This window comes from uncultured Polaribacter sp., assembly GCF_947497695.1.
Taxonomy (GTDB): domain Bacteria; phylum Bacteroidota; class Bacteroidia; order Flavobacteriales; family Flavobacteriaceae; genus Polaribacter.
Genome location: NZ_CANMHM010000016.1, coordinates 1 through 18,046, shown reverse-complemented (window position 1 = coordinate 18,046; position 18,046 = coordinate 1). Strand labels below are relative to the sequence as shown.

Genomic DNA, 18,046 nt, shown 5'->3' with positions numbered 1-18,046 from the left:
CTCTTAAGAATCTGTTATGTTATAAGAATAATCAATTAAATTAATTATATTTATGTTTTAAAAATCAATTTAAAAATGAAGAAATTAACTTTGTTATGTTTGCTTTTAATGCTGGCAGTTTCTTGTAAAAAGATTCAAGAAAAAAAAGTTGAAAAAGAAATAACAATAGATTCACTTTCTGTAAAAAAGCATTTATATACTTTGGCTGATGATGAGATGAAAGGTAGAAAAACAGGAACACCAGGTATTGAAAAAGCAGCGAAATATATAGAAAATGAGTTTAAAAATATAGGTTTAACTACTTATGATACTCTAGATAATTTTAGACAAACTTTTACGTTTACAGATTATAAAACCAATAAAGAATTAACTAGCAGTAATATTATTGGCGTTTTAGAGGGTACAACTAAAAAAGACGAGTATGTTGTTATTTCTGCTCATTATGACCATTTAGGAGTCAGAAAAATAGAAGGGCAATTAGATAGTATTTACAATGGTGCAAATGATAATGCATCTGGAGTTACAGGTGTTTTAGCCTTGGCAGAATATTTTAAACTGAAAGGAAATAATGAAAGAACCATTCTTTTTGTAGCTTTTACAGCAGAAGAAATGGGTTTATTGGGTTCTACACATTTTGGCAAAGGCATTGATGCCAATCAATTTGTTGCAGGGATTAATTTAGAAATGATTGGGAAAGAACCAAGTTTTGGACCTAAAACTGCATGGTTAACTGGTTTTGAACGGTCAAATTTTGGAACGATTGTTCAAAACAATTTAAAAGGTTCTGGGTATACTTTACATGCTGATCCATATACAAATTTTAATTTATTTTTTAGATCAGATAATGCATCGTTAGCAAAGTTAGGCGTTCCTTCTCATACATTTTCTACAACTGCTATTGATGTTGATAAAAATTATCATAAAGTTTCTGATGAAGCAGAAACACTTGATGTTGCAGTAATTACAGAAACTATTAAAGCAATTGCAAAAGGAACTGAAAGTATAATTAATGGTAAAGATACTCCAACAAGGATTGTGCTAAAATAAAAAAAATATAAAGTGATGGTAAAAAATATAAAGTATGTAGTATTATTTTTTTTGATGAGTTGCTCAACATCAAAAGTAATTACAGATTATGATGAAAATACTGTTTTTGCTAAATTTAAAACGTTTGAATTTTATGAAGATAATGGAGAAAATTTAAATGAGTTTGATGTAAAAAGAGTTGAAGCTTCTATTGATCAAAATCTAGAAACAGCTGGTTTTTTGCAAAGTAGTACTCCTGATTTTTTTATCTATTTTAATACAGAAAATTCAGTGGCTCAAAATAATAATACCCTTGGTATTGGTTTAGGAAGTGGTGGTATAAATGGTGGTTTTGGTATATCTGGAGGCATACCAATTGGAGGTAAAAAAATAAACGAAAACTTAATTATTAAATTTATTGAAGCTAAATCTAATTCTCTTTTTTGGGAAGGTTCGTTAAATTCTACAATAAAAGAGAAAAGAACACCAGAAGAACGTGAGTTCTATATTCAAAAAGTAGTTGCAGAAATATTAAAAAATTATCCTCCAAAAAATAAATAACGTACCACTTTTGTTAATAGTTAGGAACTTTATTTTTTAGTTTATATGCAAAGTTTTAACAAGAATTATGTGTTGCAATAATAAATTTTATTGTATGTTTTAAGAATTTAAGTTTTAGAACTTAATTTATGTGTGATAAAATTCGCCATTTCTTCTCCCCAAATATGATAGGTTAATTTAGAAGGATGAACGCCATCACTAAAATATATTTTGGAATTATTATTTGGTAAATGATGTTTTTTACTCCAATTTTTTAGTGTAATAACTTCTTTGTAATAAAAAACATTTTTTTTGTTTTTAGTAAAACGATGTAATTCGTTGCCTAATATTTCAACCAAATTACCAATTACAAATTTTATAGTTTTTGTAAATGCAGGAAACTCTTTTATTGGTGGCATATTTGTGAAAAAAATTGAGGTTTCTGTGAACTTATTTTGTAATAATTCAACAAGAGTTTTAATATCTGCAATCCATTTTTTAGGAGAATTTAGCGTAAAAGCATCATTTCCTCCCATTCCAATAACAATAATATCTGTAGTAGATTCTTCAATTTTCGGAATAATTTTGTTGCAAACTTGTTTTACAGTATAACCACTTCTTGCATAAACACGCCAATTGATATTATTTTTAAGTTTTTTAGAAACTACATTTGCTAAAGCACCTGTAAATCCGTTTTTATGAAAATCTACCCCAACTCCTGCAATTGTACTTTCTCCAATACATAATATGTTTAAAGTTGTATTAAAATTGCCATTTACCAACCCTTTAGGTTCTTTTGCTTCTGGTAGTTTAGGTACTTTTTTTCTAATGTTTTTTCCTTGAAAATAGAGCAGAGGTAATAGAGGTACAGAAATAATACAACCTAAAATATATTTTAGTTTATTGTTCATTCTCTTTTTGTTCATTTGCCTTTCTAATAATTGCTTTCAAACGCTCTTTTTGAAGCTGTTTTTCTAATTTTACTTTGTTAATTTTTCGATTCATCAACTTAGTATGCTTCGCTTTATTAAGTGTGTTTTTGGCTTTTCCTTTTTTAGGCATTTTAGTGTCATTTTTTTTGAACAATTACTACTTTATACAGTAAAGTAGTCTATAAAAATAAAAACTAAGAGAGATATCTTGTGTGTTTTTTTAATTTTTGTTTAAAGGTTATAACTATAAGTTAGTTTTGTTCCATAATTAGAAAAAATTAAAGCTCTTTTTTAAACAGCCTAGAGGTTCCTGTAAGTTTATCTATAATAATTTTAGGATCTCCATATATTTCTGTTCTACTTTTTTCAGATGCGTCTATAACTATTTCACTAGAAGCTTGTATGATAAAAACAGCACTATCTCTAGAGCTTGTAAAACAATTGTCAACTTTTAACGCTTCGCCTTTTAAGTTGGCAGATTCAGCAGTAAATGCTTTTAGAGAAGCAGCTGTGCCTTTAATATCTAAAATTGCATTTTTCATCATTTTGGTACTTAGGCTATCTACATTAATGTCTAATTTTGTGTTACTAGATTCGTTTAAAAGTAAGTTTGCTTTTTTACTGGTAACCTGCAAATCAGATTTAGATTTTAGTTGAAATCTAGATTTGTTATTATTAATAAGATTAAATTCATCTGCTTTTATAATTAATTCTGCTATTGAATAATCATTTATTTGAAGTAAAAGAGAAGCAGTTGTTATAGGGGCTAAAGATTCTAATTCAGCATCATCGTTTAATATTATTTCTTGTAGAGATTCCTTATAATATATGGTTATGTTTAAGCGTTTTGCTTTTATGTTTAGCTCAGTAGAAATAGTAAGTGTAGCATCTACAACATCTATATCAATAACCTCATGAATATTTTCGTCTGTTTCAATCTCAACAAATGAATTTTCTGATTTTATTAATTTTATTTTAAAATCATTATTTATAACAATCTTTCTAAACAGATTTAAGTCTGTTTTAACCCTTGTTACATTTTTATTTCCTTTAATTTTTTCTTGACTATTGGTTGTATTGATAAAACTAAATAGTAATAAAAGTAATATGATTTTAATTTTCATAATGATGTTTTAGTTGTTTAAAATACAAAAACCATTTCAATAAATGAAATGGTTTTTGGTATAATATTAAAAAAAACAATTATGCTATCATTGTAACTGGGTTTTCAATGAATGTTTTTAATGTTTGTAAAAACTGAGCACCCACAGCACCATCTACAGTTCTATGGTCACAAGTTAAAGTTAAATTCATTGTATTTCCAACCACAATTTGTCCGTTTTTAACAACAGGTTTTTGAACAATTGCACCTACAGATAAAATTGCAGAATTTGGTTGATTGATTATAGAATTAAAATTTTGGATACCAAACATACCTAAGTTAGAAACTGTAAAAGTACTTCCTTGCATTTCTGCAGGAGCTAATTTTTTATTTCTTGCCTTACCAGCTAAATCTCTAACACCTGCTCCAATTTGAGTTAAACTTAATTGGTCTGTATGCTTAATAACAGGTACTAATAAACCATCATCTACAGCAACAGCAACACCAACATGAATATGACTATGGTATACTGTATTTGTTTCAGTCCAAGATGTGTTTACTTGTGGATGTTTTTTCAATGCCATTGCACAAGCTTTTACAACCATATCGTTAAAAGATACTTTTGTATCAGGAATTGCATTGATTATTTTTCTAGAAGCCATTGCATTGTCCATATCAACTTCAATATTTAAACTGAAATCTGGAGCAGAAAACTTAGAGTTTCCTAAAGATTTTGCAATTGCTTTACGCATCTGAGAGTTTTTAACTTCTTCAGAATTTTCAACACCAGCAGCAATAGAATTAACAGTAGTAGCATTACTTGTTTCTACTTTAGCAGCAGGTGTGTAATTTTCTACATCTTTTTTAATGATTCTTCCGTTTTCACCAGAACCAGCAACTTCTGCTAAATTAATTCCTTTATCTGAAGCTATTTTTTTAGCTAATGGAGATGCAAAAATACGACCATTAGAAGTGTTACTTGTAGTTGCAACAGGTTTTGCTGCTTCAGTTTTAGCAGCAGGTTTACTTTCTTCTTTTTTATCAGTAGAAGTATTAGCTGTTTTTTCTACAGATGTAGTAGCTCCTCCATTGGCAACCAATGCAGAAACATCAGTTCCAGCAGGACCAATAATAGTTAATAAACTATCTACAGGTGCTGTTTCACCTTCTTGTACACCAATGTATAGAATAGTTCCTTCATAGAAACATTCAAATTCCATTGTTGCTTTATCAGTTTCAATTTCAGCAAGCATATCTCCTTCAGAAACTTCATCACCTACTGTTTTTAACCATGTTGCCACAGTTCCATCAGTCATTGTATCGCTTAAACGAGGCATTGTAATTACCTGAACTCCTTCAGGAATTGCTACAGCATCAGCAGAAGCAGTTTCTTTAGTACTTGTTTCTTCTTTTACTTCTTTAGTAGCCGTTTCTTCTTTTGGAGAATCAGAACTTCCACTAATAATAGCAGATATATCTTCACCTTCTTCACCAATAATGGCTAGTAAAACATCAACAGGAGAGGTTTCTCCTTCTTGAATACCAATGTATAAGAGAGTTCCTTCATAGAAAGACTCAAATTCCATTGTTGCTTTATCAGTTTCGATTTCGGCTAAAATATCACCTTCTTCAATTTTATCTCCAACACTTTTTAACCATTTTGCCACAACACCTTCTTCCATGGTGTCACTTAGTCTGGGCATATTTATTACTGTAGCCATATCTTAACTTATAAAAGGATAATCTTCTTGTTCATAAACCATATCATACATCTGTTGAGTTTCTGGATAAGGAGAATCTTCTGCAAATTGCTCACATTCTTTTACTTTCGCTTTTACCTCTTTATCTATAATAGCTAATTCTTCTGCTGTAGCATATCCTTTTTCTAAGATAATGTCTTTTACTTGCGTAATAGGATCTACTTTTTTGTACTCTTCAACTTCATCTTTTGTTCTGTAGTGTTGAGCATCAGACATTGAGTGACCTCTATATCTGTAGGTTTTCATTTCTAAGAAAGTTGGTCCATCACCACGTCTTGCTCTGTCTAAAGCTTCATCTATTGCTTCTGCAACTTTAATTGGGTTCATAGCATCTACAGGACCACAAGGCATTTCATAACCTAAACCTAGTTTCCAAATATCTGTATGGTTTGCAGTTCTTTCTACAGAAGTACCCATTGCATATCCATTATTTTCACAAATAAAAATTACAGGTAATTTCCATAACATTGCTAAATTAAAGGCTTCATGCAAAGATCCTTGTCTTGCAGCACCATCACCAAAACAGGTTAATGTAACACCACCAGTATTATTGTATTTATCTCCAAAAGCAAGACCTGCTCCTAAAGGGATTTGACCACCAACAATTCCATGACCTCCATAAAAGCGAAACTCTTTAGAGAAAATATGCATAGAACCACCCATTCCTTTAGAAGTTCCGGTAGATTTTCCGTACAATTCAGCCATCACTTTTTTAGGATCTTCTCCCATACCAATTGGTTGCACGTGATTTCTGTATGCAGTAATCATTTTATCTTTAGTCAAGTCCATTGCATGCAATGCACCAGCTAAAATAGCTTCTTGGCCATTGTATAAATGCAAGAAACCTCTTACTTTTTGTTGAATGTAAACAGAAGCAAGTTTGTCTTCAAATTTACGCCAAAAAAGCATGTTTTGGTACCAATCTAAATAGGTTTGTTTGGTGATTTTTTTCATTCTTAGAGTTATTGTTTGTTTAATCGTTTAAGCATTTGTAATAATACAACACTTTAGCGTTACAAAAATAACTTTTTTATGTAGAATAAAAAAACAAGATTCTAAGAATCTTGTTTTTAATTTTTTTTATCGATTTTAATTTCTTGATACACTAAAAATTGCTTTAGCTCCTGTAGCTAAAAACCAGTATTGTGATGCTATTTTTGATCCATTTTTATCAACTAATTTATATTGTGCTGTATTTGCACCAAGTCTACCTTGATTTAATGCTACAATTTCAATTTTATTATTTCCTTTGTCTAAGTTAATATCAAAAGATTTGTAATGTTGATTGAGCGTTGCTTTTTCAACAACAAGAATATCATTATGATAGATTGCAATAATATCCCCATCAATTGCACCAAAATCTCTAAAGGATAAAGTAACTGCTTTAGAAAGTGTTAAAAAGTTTCCTTGAAAGCTATCTACTTTTTCTACAGTACGTTTGCCATACATTTCTTTTATTCGTAGATTATTAAGTTGCTCTCTTGTTAAAATTCCTTTATTATTGAAAGCTTCTTCTGCTTCTTTTCTCTTATTTTTTTCTTCTTCAATTTTATAAGCACCTTTAAAGCCTAGATTGCTATCAAGATTTATAGATGTTGGTTTTTTAACTTCTTTAGTACTATTTAGTACAATCGCTTTTACTTTGCCTTTTTCTTTATTGTTTGTATTACTATCTAATTGAGCAGATAATTGAACTACTGAAAATAGTAAAAGAGGTAAAAAAAGAAATTTTATTTTTGATTTCATTTGTAGTTTACTTTTCAGAGCTAATATTACAAATATAATGCCGATTTTAAATGAAGTTGTTTCTATTATGTTAAAATGTAATTAGTGTGTGTAAAAGTTCATAAAATTAATTGAACTTTATAAAAGTCCATTTATCTAAATTACTATTTACTATTAAGAACCACACCTTTTTTTTAAAATTATTATTCTACAGGAAAATTAAAATAGGTGTTAGGAAAAGGTTCTTTTATAAGTGTAAAATGCCACCATTCATTTTCATAAGGTTTAAAATTATTTTCCATCATTATTTTTCTTAAAAAGAATCGATTTTCTTTTTGAACCTTACTTAATTTTTTATAAAATGGATGAGATTGTTCTCCAAAAAAATCATAAGGACTTCCCATATCTAATTCGTTACCTGTTTTAGTATTTACAATTGTTAAATCTACAGTACTGCCTCTTGAATGTCCAGATTTTGAAGCGATATAACCTTTGTTAAATAATTGAGATTTTGATACGTTTGGATAATATTCTTTTTTCATTAATGTGTCGTTTAAAACCTTTGCCCAACGCACAAAATGATCTACTGCTTGCTGAGGTCTGTAGGCATCAAATATTTTTAAGCTCAATCCTTTTTTTAAGAGAGATTGCTGTACTTTGAGTAAATATTTGGCAGATTGTTTGGTTACAATAATGCAATTTTTGTGATAGCCATCAATCTGTTTTCCTATAAAATTGTTATTGCTTAAGTAACGTAATTCTAATTGAATGGTTTTGTCAATATCTGATAAATAGATAAATCCTTCAGGAAGATTTTGTCCGAAAGAAAAAAGAGAGAAATTTAAAATAATGAGTAAAATTATTCTTTTCATATTGTAAAAATAAGCAAAAAAAATACCTGTAAAATAATTTACAGGTATTTAATAAAAATACTTAAAGTTTATTTACTTACTTGTTCTTTAACTTCAACTAATACTATTTCATTACTAACAGATAAAACTTTATCAATAGTATGAATTACACCATTATTGGCTTGTACATTTGTAGCAGTAATATTACTAATTCTGTCTGCTTGATCTGTTAATGTAGCTCCACCAGTAACATTTGCAGTTAGCTTTTGATTAGAAAAAGCTGTTAACTCTAAACCATCACTTAAAGCACTATCTAAAGAATTTGTTGCTGTTAAAACGTGAGTTCTTAAAGTAGTATCTAATGTTTCTTTTGGAATGTCTGATAATTCATCAAGTTCTAATTCAGTTAAAAAGTTTGTAAAAGCAGTATTTGTTGGTCCAAAAACTGTGTAAGGAGCTGTTGCATTAGATGCAGGTCTGTTTAATATTTCTACAAAATCAGTATCTAAATCCTCTCTAGTGAGTGCTGCAACTAAAGTTGAGAAATTTGGGTCTGCTAATGCAAAAGTTACAACTGTTGGCAAACCAATAACTTTGTCAACGATATGTACAATGCCATTATTGGCAGATACATTTGCACTTGTAACTGTAGAGATTCCATTAAATTTTACACCATTGCTTGTGTTTATATAAATAGACATTGGTGTGTTAGAAGCATCACTTGTTGCATTTGTATTTGCATAACTAGTAGTTAAATCTGTAGATTCTAAACGACCATCAATCACATGGTTTAAAAGTACTTCTCTAAGTAATGCAACAGGTACATCATTTAAAGATTCAAAATTGTTGTCTGCTAAGAAATCTGTAAATGCTTGATTTGTTGGGGCTAAAACAGTGAAGGGGCCAGTGCTAGTTAAAACAGAGCCCAAGTCTGCTCTAGTTACTGCTGCTACCAAAGTAGATAATTGATTATTGCTTGAAGCAACATCTACAATAGAGCCTGATTTGATTTCAAGAGTTTCAACAATATCATCTTCACTACAAGAGTTAAAAGAGAGTATTAAAGTAAAAAGGAATAAAAATTTTGAAATTGTTTTCATGATAATATGTTTAGATTAAATTAGTTGTCTATCAAAATTAAACAATTAAAACATTTATTTTTGTTAAATAAATTACAAAAAATAATAAACAAACTTCACTATTTATTTCTTAAAACTTATTCTTTCATCAAAAAAAATTAGTTTTGTTTTAAACAATTCTTTTAAATGACTCAAACTACAAATATGATTTTAATGATTCGTCCAATGAATTTTAGGATGAATGAACAAACTTTAATAAATAATTTTTATCAAAAAGGATTAAAAACGTTGCTTCCATCAACAATAAACGCAAAAGCTCAAAAAGAATTTGATGCTTTAGTTGATGAATTACGTTATGTTGGAGTTGAGGTAATTGTTATTTCTGATACCAATGAGTTTGATACACCAGATGCTATTTTTGCCAATAATTGGATTTCTTTTCATGCTGATGGTACTATTGCAATGTATGCTTTATTTGCAGAAAATAGGCGATTAGAAAGAAGAGAAGATATTTTATTAGCCATAGAAAAAGAAGGTTTTTTAATTGAAGATATTGTAGATTATACTTCGGCAGAAGAAGATGGCGTGTTTTTAGAAGGTACTGGAAGTATGGTTTTAGATAGAAAAAATAAGAAAGCATATTGTGCACTATCTAGCAGGTCTGATGAAGAGTTGTTTATCGAGTTTTGTGAAGATTTTGAATACTCTCCAATTATTTTTACGGCTAAACATACTGTGAATGGAAAAAGAGAAGCAATATACCATACAAATGTTATGATGTGTGTTGCAGAAAGTTTTGCTATTATTTGTTTGTCTTCTATTGATGATAAAAAAGACCGTAAAAATGTTCAAAAACATTTAAAAGAAGATGGTAAAAAGATAATTGAGATTACAGAAGAACAAGTAACTAGTTTTGCAGGAAATATGTTACAGGTTCGTGATAAGGATGATGAATGTTTTTTAGTAATGAGTCAAAGTGCATTTAAAAGTTTAACAAAATTGCAAAAAGCTCAAATAAAACAACATTGTAAAATTATTTCGAGTTCTTTAGATACCATTGAATTGTTTGGAGGAGGAAGTGCTCGTTGTATAATGACTGAAGTTTTTTTGCCAAAAAAATAAAACGATAAATTTAATTTTTAATAGCAGTTGCAACTTTAACCAGAATTATATTTTATATTTATTTTAAAGATTGACTTGAAAAAGATCCGGTGTTTTTTCTTTAAAAATTTTCTTTTAAATTTTAAAAGCTAGTATTTTAATAATAGTAATTTTAGTTGGTTTTCTAGCTAAGTTGTTATCAGTTAATGCTATAAATTTTTTTAAACAGTTTGTAAAAGCATTTATTATAGTTGGTTTGGTAGAAGAATTTACTAAATATATTATTGTAAAATATTATAAACAATAAAATAAAGAATTTAACCAACCTTTTGATGGTATATATGCAACTATGGTTTTATGAGTTTTGCTACTAAAAGAAAACTTTTGTATGTTTTTAAATATGGATTTTCAAAAGGAATTTTAAGAGTATATAATGCAGTCACTGCACATGAAACTTTATTGTGCTATTTTATGAGTAAAGCAAAATGTTCTTAAGATAAAATTTTATTAAATTTAACAGCCTTATTATTTGCAATATTGTTTCACGGATACCTATAATTTTTTTGTTCATCAATTTTATTCCAGAAACTTGGATTGGTGCAATTATTTCATTTTTAGTTGGTGTTTTTTGTATCTATTAAATCTATAAAAAAAATAAACGTTATAATTTTAACAGATTAATTATATATTTGTGACTTGTTAACTGATTGTGAGTCTAACAATTAACAACCTTTAAAATAATTTATAATGAAAAAAACAATTTGTATAATTTCAGCTTTTGTTTTTATGATGGCTTGTACAGACAAAAAGAAAAAAGAAGAAAAAAAAATAGAAGATAATATTCAAAAAATTGATTCTATTGAAGCAGATGTCATAAAAAATATAGAATCTCTAAAGAACACCATAAAAGATATTGAATTAGATTTAAAAAAATTAGATAACATTTAAACCATAAATATGAAGAATTTTAAATTTGTAATTATAGTATTAACTTTTGTATCTTTTATTTTTACTCAAGAAGTTGCAGCACAAGGAAATGGAAAGGGTAAAGGCTTAGAAAAAGTAAATAAGAAGGTAAAAAAAGGTAAAAATAAAATAAAAGAAAATTCTACAGATGTAGATCAAGAAATTGAAAAAATAAAAGGCAAAGGAAAGGAAAAAGCAGAAAAAAAGAAACAGAAACATCTGTCTGATATTGAAGATGTTAAAGGGCGTAGTAAAAATAATGAAGTCGAGATAGAAGAGAATGATAGTGAAGGAAAGAAAGACAAGAAAGGAAAGAAAGATAAGGATAAAGAATTAGATGGAAGCGAAGGCGATAGTAATGATGACTTTGAAGACGATGAAAAAGATGTAAAAAAAGTTAAGAAAGAAAAGAATGATAAGAGATCAGAAGAGGATAAAGAATCTAAAGGGAATTCTTACGGACGTGATAAGGGGAATTTAAATGGACGAGAATTTGGGAAAATTCGTTCTGAAGAAGCTCGTAATAAAATAAAAGTACAAGAAGAAAATGTGCGTTCTAGTGAAAATGTTCTTATTCGTGGAAGAGAAAAAGTTAAACAAGCAAACAAAAGATTAGAAGAAGCTAAGAAAAATAAAAAAATTACAGATAAAGAAGCAAAAGAAAAAGACGATATTATTCGTGAAGCAGATGAAAAACTAAATGAACTAGATAAGAAAATAAAAGATCAAAAAGAAAAAATTAAGAAAGAAAAAGAAGCTTTAGAAAAAATTGAGTTTCCAAAAGAAACTCAGAATTAAATAAAAAGGTGCTCAATTTGAGTGCCTTTTTTACTTTAAAGCTTCATTAATAATAATTCCATTTGTGCCATTTGCTGGTTTAATACTCAACAAATTTGCAATTGTTGATGCAATATCTGTAATATTATACCTTTTTGAATACTTGTTAAAGTAGCCTGGCACAGGAATCATTAAAACATCGCCAGATAATTTTTGATTGTACCCTTTTGAAGCGAATTTAAAATTCCTGAGTTAAATGGTTTTGTTTGTAAAGTTCTTGCAGTAACAGCTTTGTAAATTTTATCAAAATTAATGACTTCATCAGCTAATTTTTGAGCAACTAAATTAAAGTCTAAACCTAATGCCGCTATTTTTTCTTTATTTAAAAAAATCTGGTAATTAGAAACATTTTCAATCAAATCATCAGCAATAAAATACTTTTTTAAAATATTTATAATAAATTCTTTGAGTTTATTAATATTTATGTAATGAGCAGGCATTTTTAAAATTGAAGATAATTGGGGTTGTGAATAGATGCATGATCTGCAGTTAAAAATAGGGTATAATTATTTTTTCCTACTTGTTGGTCTAAAAATTTAAAAAAAATGGCAAGATCTTTATCTAAACGTAAATAAGTATCTTCTGTCTCTATAGCTGAAACACCATATTTGTGGCCAATGTAATCTGTTGACGAAAAACTAACCGTTAAAAAATCTATAAATTCACTAATTGTTGCTTTCGCAAAATCAGTAGTAAAAGTATTTCCTGCCTTAACTGTTTTTATCAAACTTAAATACCCATTTTCAGAGCGTAGCTTTTTTAAGTCTTTAGGAAAAGTAGGTGTTTTTGTCCTTTTAAAGTCTTTTCAACAACATTATTATCAGTTCTACTATTTTTGTAACTTTTAATGTCATATAGTGTATTCCAAGCCGTATTTAAATAAGCATCAGCTTTATTATTTTTATTTAAGTCTATAACCCATTTTGGAAGTTTACTCATATAATATGAACTTGAAATCCAAATATTAAAAATTACCTCCATCATACCAGTATGCAGCATTTGCACTATGACCAGTAGATAAAATTGCAGAACGATCTTTTATGGAAATACCAATAGTTTTTCCATTCATATTTTGTGCAAGGTGTAATTTGTCTTAAATTGTAGTTGTGTATAATCTTTCGGTGATTTTTGAATATTTTTTTCATTATTACCAATTGTTTTGTAAGCATCATCATCTACACAATAAATAGATTTTTTTAAAAATTTATGATACCAATTGTAAGAAATAATTCCTGTTCACTTGGTGTTGTTCCAGTAAAAATCGATGCGTGGCCAACAGCTGTATACGTTGGTATATGATTAAAGTGAGCGTTTTCTAATGAAAATCCATGATTCAAAATTCTATTAAATCCCATCTTTGGTGTATCTATAAGCAAATCGAGTTAGATCTATTACAATACCAACTAATAATTTAGGTTTTTTTGGTCTGTCCCATAACTTTTTTTGTGCTACTTATTAAAGCAAAAAAGCAAATACAGTAGAAAAGAAATTTAGATTTCATGACAATTTTTTTATACTTGAAACCAAAAGTAATATTTTTTAATTTTGATATCTTTATTTTGGCTATCAATTAATGATATTTTAATACTTTAGCACAAAATTAGATGAAATGAATTACCTAGAGCATATTGGTAAATATTTTATGATGTTAGGACGCGTTTTTAAAAAACCACAACGTTTTAAAATCTTTTATGAAGCATTGCTAAAAGAAATTGAAGATTTAGGTTTAAAATCTCTAGGAATTATTATGTTTATTTCATTTTTCATTGGTGGAGTAATCGCCCTACAAACCGCTTTAAATTTAGACAGCCCTTTTATACCAGATTCTTTAATTGGTTTTGCAGCAAAACGTTCTATAATTTTAGAATTTGCACCTACTTTTTGTTCTATTATTTTGGCAGGGAAGGTAGGGTCTTACATAACTTCTAGCATTGGTACAATGCGTGTAACAGAACAAATTGATGCATTAGAAGTTATGGGTATCAACTCTTTAAACCATTTAGTGCTACCAAAAATTATAGCCACTGTTTTCTTTTATCCTTTTTTAATATCTTTAGGAATGTTTTTAGGTATTTTTGGAGGCTGGGTTTCTGGTGTGCTCTCTGGTCTTTTTTCTGGAGGTGATTATATCGAAGGAATTCAAACAGATTTTAACCCGTTTTTATTAGTCTATGCTATTATTAAAACTTTAATTTTTGCTTTTTTAATAGCAACAGTTCCATCTTATCATGGTTATTATGTAAAAGGAGGCTCTATTGCAGTTGGTAAAGCAAGTACACAAGCTGTAGTTTGGACAACTATTTTAATTGTAATTGCGAATTATTTTCTAACTCAAATGCTTTTAACTTAAAAATATGATAGAAGTAAAGGATTTACACAAAGGCTTTGGAAACGTAAAAGTGTTAAAAGGAATTTCTGCTACTTTTAATGCAGGTAAAACCAGTTTAATAATTGGCCAAAGTGGTTCTGGTAAAACCGTATTTATAAAGTCTTTAATAGGTTTGCATACGCAAGAATCTGGAACGATTTCTTTTGATGGAAGAGTAAATACAAAATTTACAGAAAATGAAAAACAACAATGGCGTCAAGAAATTGGTATGGTTTTTCAAGGAAGTGCCTTATTCGATTCTCAGACTGTTGAAGACAATGTAATGTTTCCTTTAAAAATGTTTACAAACCAATCTAATGCCCAAATGTTAGAACGTGTAAATTTTGTTTTAAATAGGGTGAATTTACCAAATTCAAATAAAAAATTACCAGCAGAATTATCTGGTGGTATGCAAAAAAGAGTTGCCATTGCAAGAGCTATTGTTATGAATCCAAAATATTTATTTTGTGATGAACCAAATTCTGGTTTAGATCCTCAAACAGCCATTGTAATTGATAAGTTAATTCAAGAAATTACAGAAGAATATAAAATTACAACAGTAATTAATACTCATGATATGAATTCTGTAATGGAAATTGGACAAAAAATAATTTTTTTGAAAGACGGCAAAAAAGCATGGGAAGGGACAAGTGAAGAGATATTTAAAACTGATAATGAAGCTGTTGTAGATTTTGTGTATTCATCTAATTTATTTAAAAAAGTAAGAGAAGCATATTTAGCAGAAAAAAAGTAAAAAAAAATTTTTTTAAACTAAAAACAAGATGTATGTTTGCACCCGCTAAGGCGAAAATAAATGACCTGGTAGCTCAGTTGGTAGAGCATCTCCCTTTTAAGGAGAGGGTCCTGGGTTCGAGCCCCAGCCCGGTCACATTTAAAGCTTCACATTTTTGTGAAGCTTTTTTTATTTAACAAATTTTCAACACAATTTTTACTTTTCAAATCTTATTTTTGGTAATAGTTTATAATTATTATGATAAAGTTTTACCTTTTAATTTTTACAGTATTTATAATGAGCGATACCAAAATTGTTGTTTTCGATTTTAATTCCAATTCAAATATTACTAATTGGCGTGTTGTAGACGATGTTGTGATGGGAGGTAGGTCTCAAGGGAATTTTAAATTAAATGAAGAAGGCAAAGGTTCTTTTTATGGAAATGTGTCTTTAGAAAATAATGGAGGTTTTTCCTCTTTAAGATATCGTTTTAAAGAATTAAATATTAAAGACTCTAAATATATCGTTCTAAAAGTAAAAGGAGATGGTAGTAACTATCAGTTTCGTGTAAAAGATGCTATTAAAAATGCCCATTCTTATGTACATACTTTTTCTACAGAAGTAAATAAATGGAAAGAAATTGTAATTCCTTTAAAAGAAATGTATCCAGCATTTAGAGGTAGAAAGTTAGATTTAAATAATTTTTCAGCAAATACAATTGAAGAAATTGCATTTTTAATAGGAAATAAAAAAGCACAAAACTTTCAACTAGAGATTGATATTATTTATCTTAAGTAAAATTATAAAAGTAGTATCAACTAACTTTTTTTGTATCTTTCCAACATCGTATAATAGGGTTATGGAAGAAAAAAACATACTTGAAGATTCCTCTAAGCAGGCAAAACAAGGAGTAAAAGAAGATGCAAAAGGTTTGCTAGCAAGTATCAAAAAATACTTAAAAGAACTTTTAGATTTTAGAGAAGACACAGATCATGAAGCTACTATAGCTGCTATAAAAGCTGATATTTCTTTTAAAGGAGCAACTGCTTGGATTCTTATTTTTGCTGTATTTGTAGCCTCAATTGGGTTAAATGCAGATTCTACAGCTGTGGTTATTGGTGCCATGCTAATATCTCCTTTAATGGGACCTATTTTAGGGTTGGGAATGTCTTTTGCTTTAAATGATATTGCTACTCTAAAGAAATCTTTAAAGAACCTTGGAACAATGATTGGCTTAAGTTTATTTGCCTCTTTTATGTTCTTTTATTTTTTTCCTTTAAGTGAAGATACATCAGAATTATTAGGACGTACAAGTCCAGATATTAGAGATGTTTTAATTGCTTTTTTTGGTGGTTTAGCCTTAATGGTTGCCAGAACTAAAAAAGGAACTGTTGCTTCTGTAATTTTTGGTGTTGCTATTGCTACTGCATTAATGCCACCACTTTGTACTGCAGGTTATGGATTGGCAAAAGGGAATTTCGATTTCTTTTTAGGCGCCATGTATTTGTTTATTATCAACACCATTTTTATCGCTTTAGCGTCATTTATAGTGCTTAAAATGCTGAATTTTCCGATGCATAAATACGCTAATGCAGCAAAGAGAAAACGATATGCAATTATTGCTACTTTGGTTGGGTTAGCTGTTATGATCCCTGCAATTTTTACCTTTATCAATGTTTTTGATGAAAGTCAAATTAAAAATCAAGTAAGTATTTTTATTAAAAATGAAATAAAGGCAATTCCTAATTTTCAATTGATAGATAATTCTTATAATTCAGAAACGAAAGAAATTAGTTTGAACTTTTTTAATGAAGTAACTGATGGAGAAGAGAATATTTTAAAAAATCAATTGAAAAATGATATCAATTATACTAAAATTAAAGACTTTAAATTAATAATTAGAGGTAGTGATACTAAGAGTTTTGAATTGATTACAACTGCATATAGTGATAAAAGAAAAGAGTTAGAAGAGAGTAAAAATGTAATTGCGAAACTGCAGAAAGAGATAGAAGAACTAAAAGAAACGATAGCCGATTTAAATACAAGAATTGAACAAGATTCGCATTCTAAAAATGAAAAAGCGATCGCTTTTAGTAGAATTTCTAAAGAGTCTAAAATTAGGTATAACGAAATACAAGAAATTGGTTTTGCAAAAGTATTGACTTCTAAAGATTTTATTAATATTGATACAATACCTACTGTAATGGTTAAATGGAATTTAAAATTAAAAGATAGTATTGTAAAGTTAAAAGAGAGAGATTTAAGAAATTGGTTGCAGAAAGAAATGAACTTAGATACCTTATTTATTAAAAGGAATAGGTAACAAAAAAAAAATTTATCTTCTAGCAGCTTTATGCTCTATAATTTCTACGTTTTGGTTGAATAAATAAATTTTATTATTGCTCATATTTAAACATTCAAAACGAGTTCTTCTTTTATTGCCTCTTTTATAGATGTTTTTTTTAAATTCAAAAAAACCACCTAAAGGAATATCAAAGATGAATTTTTTTCCATTTTCAGCCACATTTCCTCTTAATACTAAAGATAAATTTACATCAGTATCTGTACTTGCCTTTGGGTTTTTAAAGTAATTTGCTAAATAAGGAAGCATTTGTATTGGATAAATTTCAGGATTTAAAAAAGGCAACATTAAATGTTGAAAAACAGTTTTCCATTCTTTTCCATGAGGTTGAACCCTTCCAAATTTTTGATGTGTAACATGATGAGCAATTTCATGTACTAAGGTTAGTAAAAATTGATATTTGTTGAGGTTGTTATTTACTGTAATTTGAAATCGTCCATTGGGCAATTGTCTAAAATCTCCATGTTTTGTTTGCCGTTGATTTACAATTTTTAAGTCAAAAGAGTGCTTGTCAATTAAAAATTGAACAAAAGGAATTGCCTTTAAAGGAACATAATTATGGTAATCTAAATCCAATTTTTTATTTTTGCTTACTGCTTACTGCTTACTGCTTACTGCTTACTGCTTACTGCTTACTGCTTACTGCTTACTGCTTACTGCTTAC

23 protein-coding genes and 1 tRNA gene are annotated in these 18,046 nt (G+C 28.5%); 10 read left to right on the top strand and 14 right to left on the bottom strand.

Going from position 1 to position 18,046, the window contains the following annotated elements; genetic code table 11:
• The first annotated feature begins 75 nt into the window (after positions 1-75).
• Positions 76-1,047 (top strand): M28 family peptidase, encoded by a 972-nt coding sequence (locus tag Q0731_RS12010; protein ID WP_366915415.1) that lies wholly within the window; start codon positions 76-78, stop codon positions 1,045-1,047.
• Positions 1,048-1,062: 15 nt separating this feature from the next.
• Positions 1,063-1,587, top strand: coding sequence for a DUF4136 domain-containing protein (locus tag Q0731_RS12005; protein ID WP_299064422.1), 525 nt, complete (start codon positions 1,063-1,065; stop codon positions 1,585-1,587).
• A gap of 107 nt (positions 1,588-1,694) precedes the next feature.
• On the opposite strand, the gene Q0731_RS12000 is transcribed toward Q0731_RS12005, so the two are convergent.
• From Q0731_RS12000 to Q0731_RS11965, 8 genes are all read right to left on the bottom strand, one after another.
• On the bottom strand, positions 1,695-2,477 hold the full coding sequence (locus Q0731_RS12000; RefSeq protein ID WP_299064420.1) for an SGNH/GDSL hydrolase family protein: 783 nt from the start codon (positions 2,475-2,477) through the stop codon (positions 1,695-1,697).
• Complete coding sequence (locus Q0731_RS11995) at positions 2,467-2,628, bottom strand: hypothetical protein (protein ID WP_299064418.1); 162 nt, start codon at positions 2,626-2,628, stop codon at positions 2,467-2,469. The genes Q0731_RS12000 and Q0731_RS11995 overlap by 11 nt, the downstream gene beginning before the upstream one ends.
• 148 nt (positions 2,629-2,776) lie before the next feature.
• Positions 2,777-3,622 carry a DUF2807 domain-containing protein gene (locus tag Q0731_RS11990; protein WP_299064416.1) on the bottom strand — a complete coding sequence of 282 codons (846 nt, stop codon included), beginning with the start codon at positions 3,620-3,622 and terminating at the stop codon, positions 2,777-2,779.
• 79 nt (positions 3,623-3,701) lie between these two features.
• Positions 3,702-5,321, bottom strand: coding sequence for a pyruvate dehydrogenase complex dihydrolipoamide acetyltransferase (locus Q0731_RS11985; RefSeq protein ID WP_299064414.1), 1,620 nt, complete (start codon positions 5,319-5,321; stop codon positions 3,702-3,704).
• A 3-nt stretch (positions 5,322-5,324) separates the two neighbouring features.
• On the bottom strand, positions 5,325-6,314 hold the full coding sequence (gene pdhA / locus Q0731_RS11980; protein WP_299064412.1) for a pyruvate dehydrogenase (acetyl-transferring) E1 component subunit alpha: 990 nt from the start codon (positions 6,312-6,314) through the stop codon (positions 5,325-5,327).
• A gap of 135 nt (positions 6,315-6,449) precedes the next feature.
• Entirely contained in the window at positions 6,450-7,106 is a 657-nt protein-coding gene (locus Q0731_RS11975; RefSeq protein ID WP_299064410.1) for a hypothetical protein, read from the bottom strand.
• Between the two features lie 182 nt (positions 7,107-7,288).
• On the bottom strand, positions 7,289-7,957 hold the full coding sequence (locus Q0731_RS11970; protein WP_299064408.1) for a M15 family metallopeptidase: 669 nt from the start codon (positions 7,955-7,957) through the stop codon (positions 7,289-7,291).
• Positions 7,958-8,025: 68 nt separating this feature from the next.
• Positions 8,026-9,036 carry a fasciclin domain-containing protein gene (locus tag Q0731_RS11965; protein WP_299064406.1) on the bottom strand — a complete coding sequence of 337 codons (1,011 nt, stop codon included), beginning with the start codon at positions 9,034-9,036 and terminating at the stop codon, positions 8,026-8,028.
• Positions 9,037-9,201: 165 nt separating this feature from the next.
• Here Q0731_RS11965 and ctlX point away from each other — a divergent pair, with 165 nt between their 5' ends.
• The 3 genes from ctlX (at position 9,202) to Q0731_RS11950 (ending at position 11,880) form a co-directional block, all read left to right on the top strand.
• Positions 9,202-10,137, top strand: coding sequence for a citrulline utilization hydrolase CtlX (ctlX, locus tag Q0731_RS11960; RefSeq protein ID WP_299064404.1), 936 nt, complete (start codon positions 9,202-9,204; stop codon positions 10,135-10,137).
• Positions 10,138-10,863: 726 nt separating this feature from the next.
• Positions 10,864-11,064, top strand: coding sequence for a hypothetical protein (locus Q0731_RS11955; protein ID WP_299064402.1), 201 nt, complete (start codon positions 10,864-10,866; stop codon positions 11,062-11,064).
• A 9-nt stretch (positions 11,065-11,073) separates the two neighbouring features.
• Positions 11,074-11,880, top strand: coding sequence for a hypothetical protein (locus Q0731_RS11950; RefSeq protein ID WP_299064400.1), 807 nt, complete (start codon positions 11,074-11,076; stop codon positions 11,878-11,880).
• 30 nt (positions 11,881-11,910) lie between these two features.
• Here the strand turns inward: Q0731_RS11950 and Q0731_RS11945 are convergent, their stop codons facing one another.
• From Q0731_RS11945 to Q0731_RS11925, 5 genes are all read right to left on the bottom strand, one after another.
• The gene (locus Q0731_RS11945) at positions 11,911-12,051 is read right to left on the bottom strand and encodes a hypothetical protein (protein WP_299064398.1); all 141 of its coding nucleotides are present in this window, start codon (positions 12,049-12,051) and stop codon (positions 11,911-11,913) included.
• Positions 12,051-12,359, bottom strand: a complete 309-nt coding sequence (locus Q0731_RS11940) for a hypothetical protein (RefSeq protein ID WP_299064396.1) — start codon at positions 12,357-12,359, stop codon at positions 12,051-12,053. Before Q0731_RS11940 ends, Q0731_RS11945 begins: the two co-directional genes overlap by 1 nt.
• A 2-nt stretch (positions 12,360-12,361) precedes the next feature.
• Positions 12,362-12,646, bottom strand: coding sequence for an alkaline phosphatase family protein (locus tag Q0731_RS11935; RefSeq protein ID WP_299064394.1), 285 nt, complete (start codon positions 12,644-12,646; stop codon positions 12,362-12,364).
• 32 nt (positions 12,647-12,678) lie between these two features.
• Positions 12,679-12,858 carry a hypothetical protein gene (locus Q0731_RS11930; RefSeq protein WP_299064392.1) on the bottom strand — a complete coding sequence of 60 codons (180 nt, stop codon included), beginning with the start codon at positions 12,856-12,858 and terminating at the stop codon, positions 12,679-12,681.
• Between the two features lie 257 nt (positions 12,859-13,115).
• On the bottom strand, positions 13,116-13,274 hold the full coding sequence (locus Q0731_RS11925) for an alkaline phosphatase family protein (RefSeq protein ID WP_299064390.1): 159 nt from the start codon (positions 13,272-13,274) through the stop codon (positions 13,116-13,118).
• Between the two features lie 254 nt (positions 13,275-13,528).
• Here Q0731_RS11925 and Q0731_RS11920 point away from each other — a divergent pair, with 254 nt between their 5' ends.
• The 5 genes from Q0731_RS11920 (at position 13,529) to Q0731_RS11900 (ending at position 17,343) form a co-directional block, all read left to right on the top strand.
• A complete protein-coding gene (locus tag Q0731_RS11920; RefSeq protein ID WP_299064388.1) occupies positions 13,529-14,269 on the top strand; it encodes an ABC transporter permease in 741 nt (246 codons plus the stop codon).
• 4 nt (positions 14,270-14,273) lie between these two features.
• The gene (locus Q0731_RS11915; RefSeq protein WP_299064386.1) at positions 14,274-15,041 is read left to right on the top strand and encodes an ATP-binding cassette domain-containing protein; all 768 of its coding nucleotides are present in this window, start codon (positions 14,274-14,276) and stop codon (positions 15,039-15,041) included.
• Between the two features lie 62 nt (positions 15,042-15,103).
• Positions 15,104-15,176 (top strand) — tRNA-Lys (locus tag Q0731_RS11910).
• A 141-nt stretch (positions 15,177-15,317) separates the two neighbouring features.
• Complete coding sequence (locus Q0731_RS11905) at positions 15,318-15,818, top strand: CIA30 family protein (protein ID WP_299064384.1); 501 nt, start codon at positions 15,318-15,320, stop codon at positions 15,816-15,818.
• Positions 15,819-15,879: 61 nt separating this feature from the next.
• A complete protein-coding gene (locus Q0731_RS11900; RefSeq protein WP_299064382.1) occupies positions 15,880-17,343 on the top strand; it encodes a DUF389 domain-containing protein in 1,464 nt (487 codons plus the stop codon).
• A gap of 12 nt (positions 17,344-17,355) precedes the next feature.
• Here the strand turns inward: Q0731_RS11900 and Q0731_RS11895 are convergent, their stop codons facing one another.
• Positions 17,356-17,958, bottom strand: a complete 603-nt coding sequence (locus tag Q0731_RS11895; protein WP_299064380.1) for a SprT-like domain-containing protein — start codon at positions 17,956-17,958, stop codon at positions 17,356-17,358.
• Positions 17,959-18,046 lie beyond the last annotated feature (88 nt).

Bases quoted from the DNA above. Each gene is read 5' to 3' on its own strand.
- Q0731_RS11975 (WP_299064410.1), bottom strand. From the start codon at position 7,106: ATGAAATCAAAAATAAAATTTCTTTTTTTACCTCTTTTACTATTTTCA.
- Q0731_RS11950 (WP_299064400.1), top strand. From the start codon at position 11,074: ATGAAGAATTTTAAATTTGTAATTATAGTATTAACTTTTGTATCTTTT.
- Q0731_RS11970 (WP_299064408.1), bottom strand. From the start codon at position 7,957: ATGAAAAGAATAATTTTACTCATTATTTTAAATTTCTCTCTTTTTTCT.
- Q0731_RS11915 (WP_299064386.1), top strand. From the start codon at position 14,274: ATGATAGAAGTAAAGGATTTACACAAAGGCTTTGGAAACGTAAAAGTG.
- pdhA (WP_299064412.1), bottom strand. From the start codon at position 6,314: ATGAAAAAAATCACCAAACAAACCTATTTAGATTGGTACCAAAACATG.
- Q0731_RS11940 (WP_299064396.1), bottom strand. From the start codon at position 12,359: ATGCCTGCTCATTACATAAATATTAATAAACTCAAAGAATTTATTATA.
- Q0731_RS11930 (WP_299064392.1), bottom strand. From the start codon at position 12,858: ATGAGTAAACTTCCAAAATGGGTTATAGACTTAAATAAAAATAATAAA.
- Q0731_RS11990 (WP_299064416.1), bottom strand. From the start codon at position 3,622: ATGAAAATTAAAATCATATTACTTTTATTACTATTTAGTTTTATCAAT.
- Q0731_RS11955 (WP_299064402.1), top strand. From the start codon at position 10,864: ATGAAAAAAACAATTTGTATAATTTCAGCTTTTGTTTTTATGATGGCT.
- Q0731_RS12000 (WP_299064420.1), bottom strand. From the start codon at position 2,477: ATGAACAATAAACTAAAATATATTTTAGGTTGTATTATTTCTGTACCT.
- Q0731_RS12005 (WP_299064422.1), top strand. From the start codon at position 1,063: ATGGTAAAAAATATAAAGTATGTAGTATTATTTTTTTTGATGAGTTGC.
- Q0731_RS11985 (WP_299064414.1), bottom strand. From the start codon at position 5,321: ATGGCTACAGTAATAAATATGCCCAGACTAAGTGACACCATGGAAGAA.
- Q0731_RS11925 (WP_299064390.1), bottom strand. From the start codon at position 13,274: ATGGGATTTAATAGAATTTTGAATCATGGATTTTCATTAGAAAACGCT.
- Q0731_RS11900 (WP_299064382.1), top strand. From the start codon at position 15,880: ATGGAAGAAAAAAACATACTTGAAGATTCCTCTAAGCAGGCAAAACAA.
- Q0731_RS11905 (WP_299064384.1), top strand. From the start codon at position 15,318: ATGAGCGATACCAAAATTGTTGTTTTCGATTTTAATTCCAATTCAAAT.
- Q0731_RS11920 (WP_299064388.1), top strand. From the start codon at position 13,529: ATGAATTACCTAGAGCATATTGGTAAATATTTTATGATGTTAGGACGC.
- Q0731_RS11945 (WP_299064398.1), bottom strand. From the start codon at position 12,051: ATGATTCCTGTGCCAGGCTACTTTAACAAGTATTCAAAAAGGTATAAT.
- Q0731_RS11965 (WP_299064406.1), bottom strand. From the start codon at position 9,036: ATGAAAACAATTTCAAAATTTTTATTCCTTTTTACTTTAATACTCTCT.
- ctlX (WP_299064404.1), top strand. From the start codon at position 9,202: ATGACTCAAACTACAAATATGATTTTAATGATTCGTCCAATGAATTTT.
- Q0731_RS12010 (WP_366915415.1), top strand. From the start codon at position 76: ATGAAGAAATTAACTTTGTTATGTTTGCTTTTAATGCTGGCAGTTTCT.
- Q0731_RS11995 (WP_299064418.1), bottom strand. From the start codon at position 2,628: ATGCCTAAAAAAGGAAAAGCCAAAAACACACTTAATAAAGCGAAGCAT.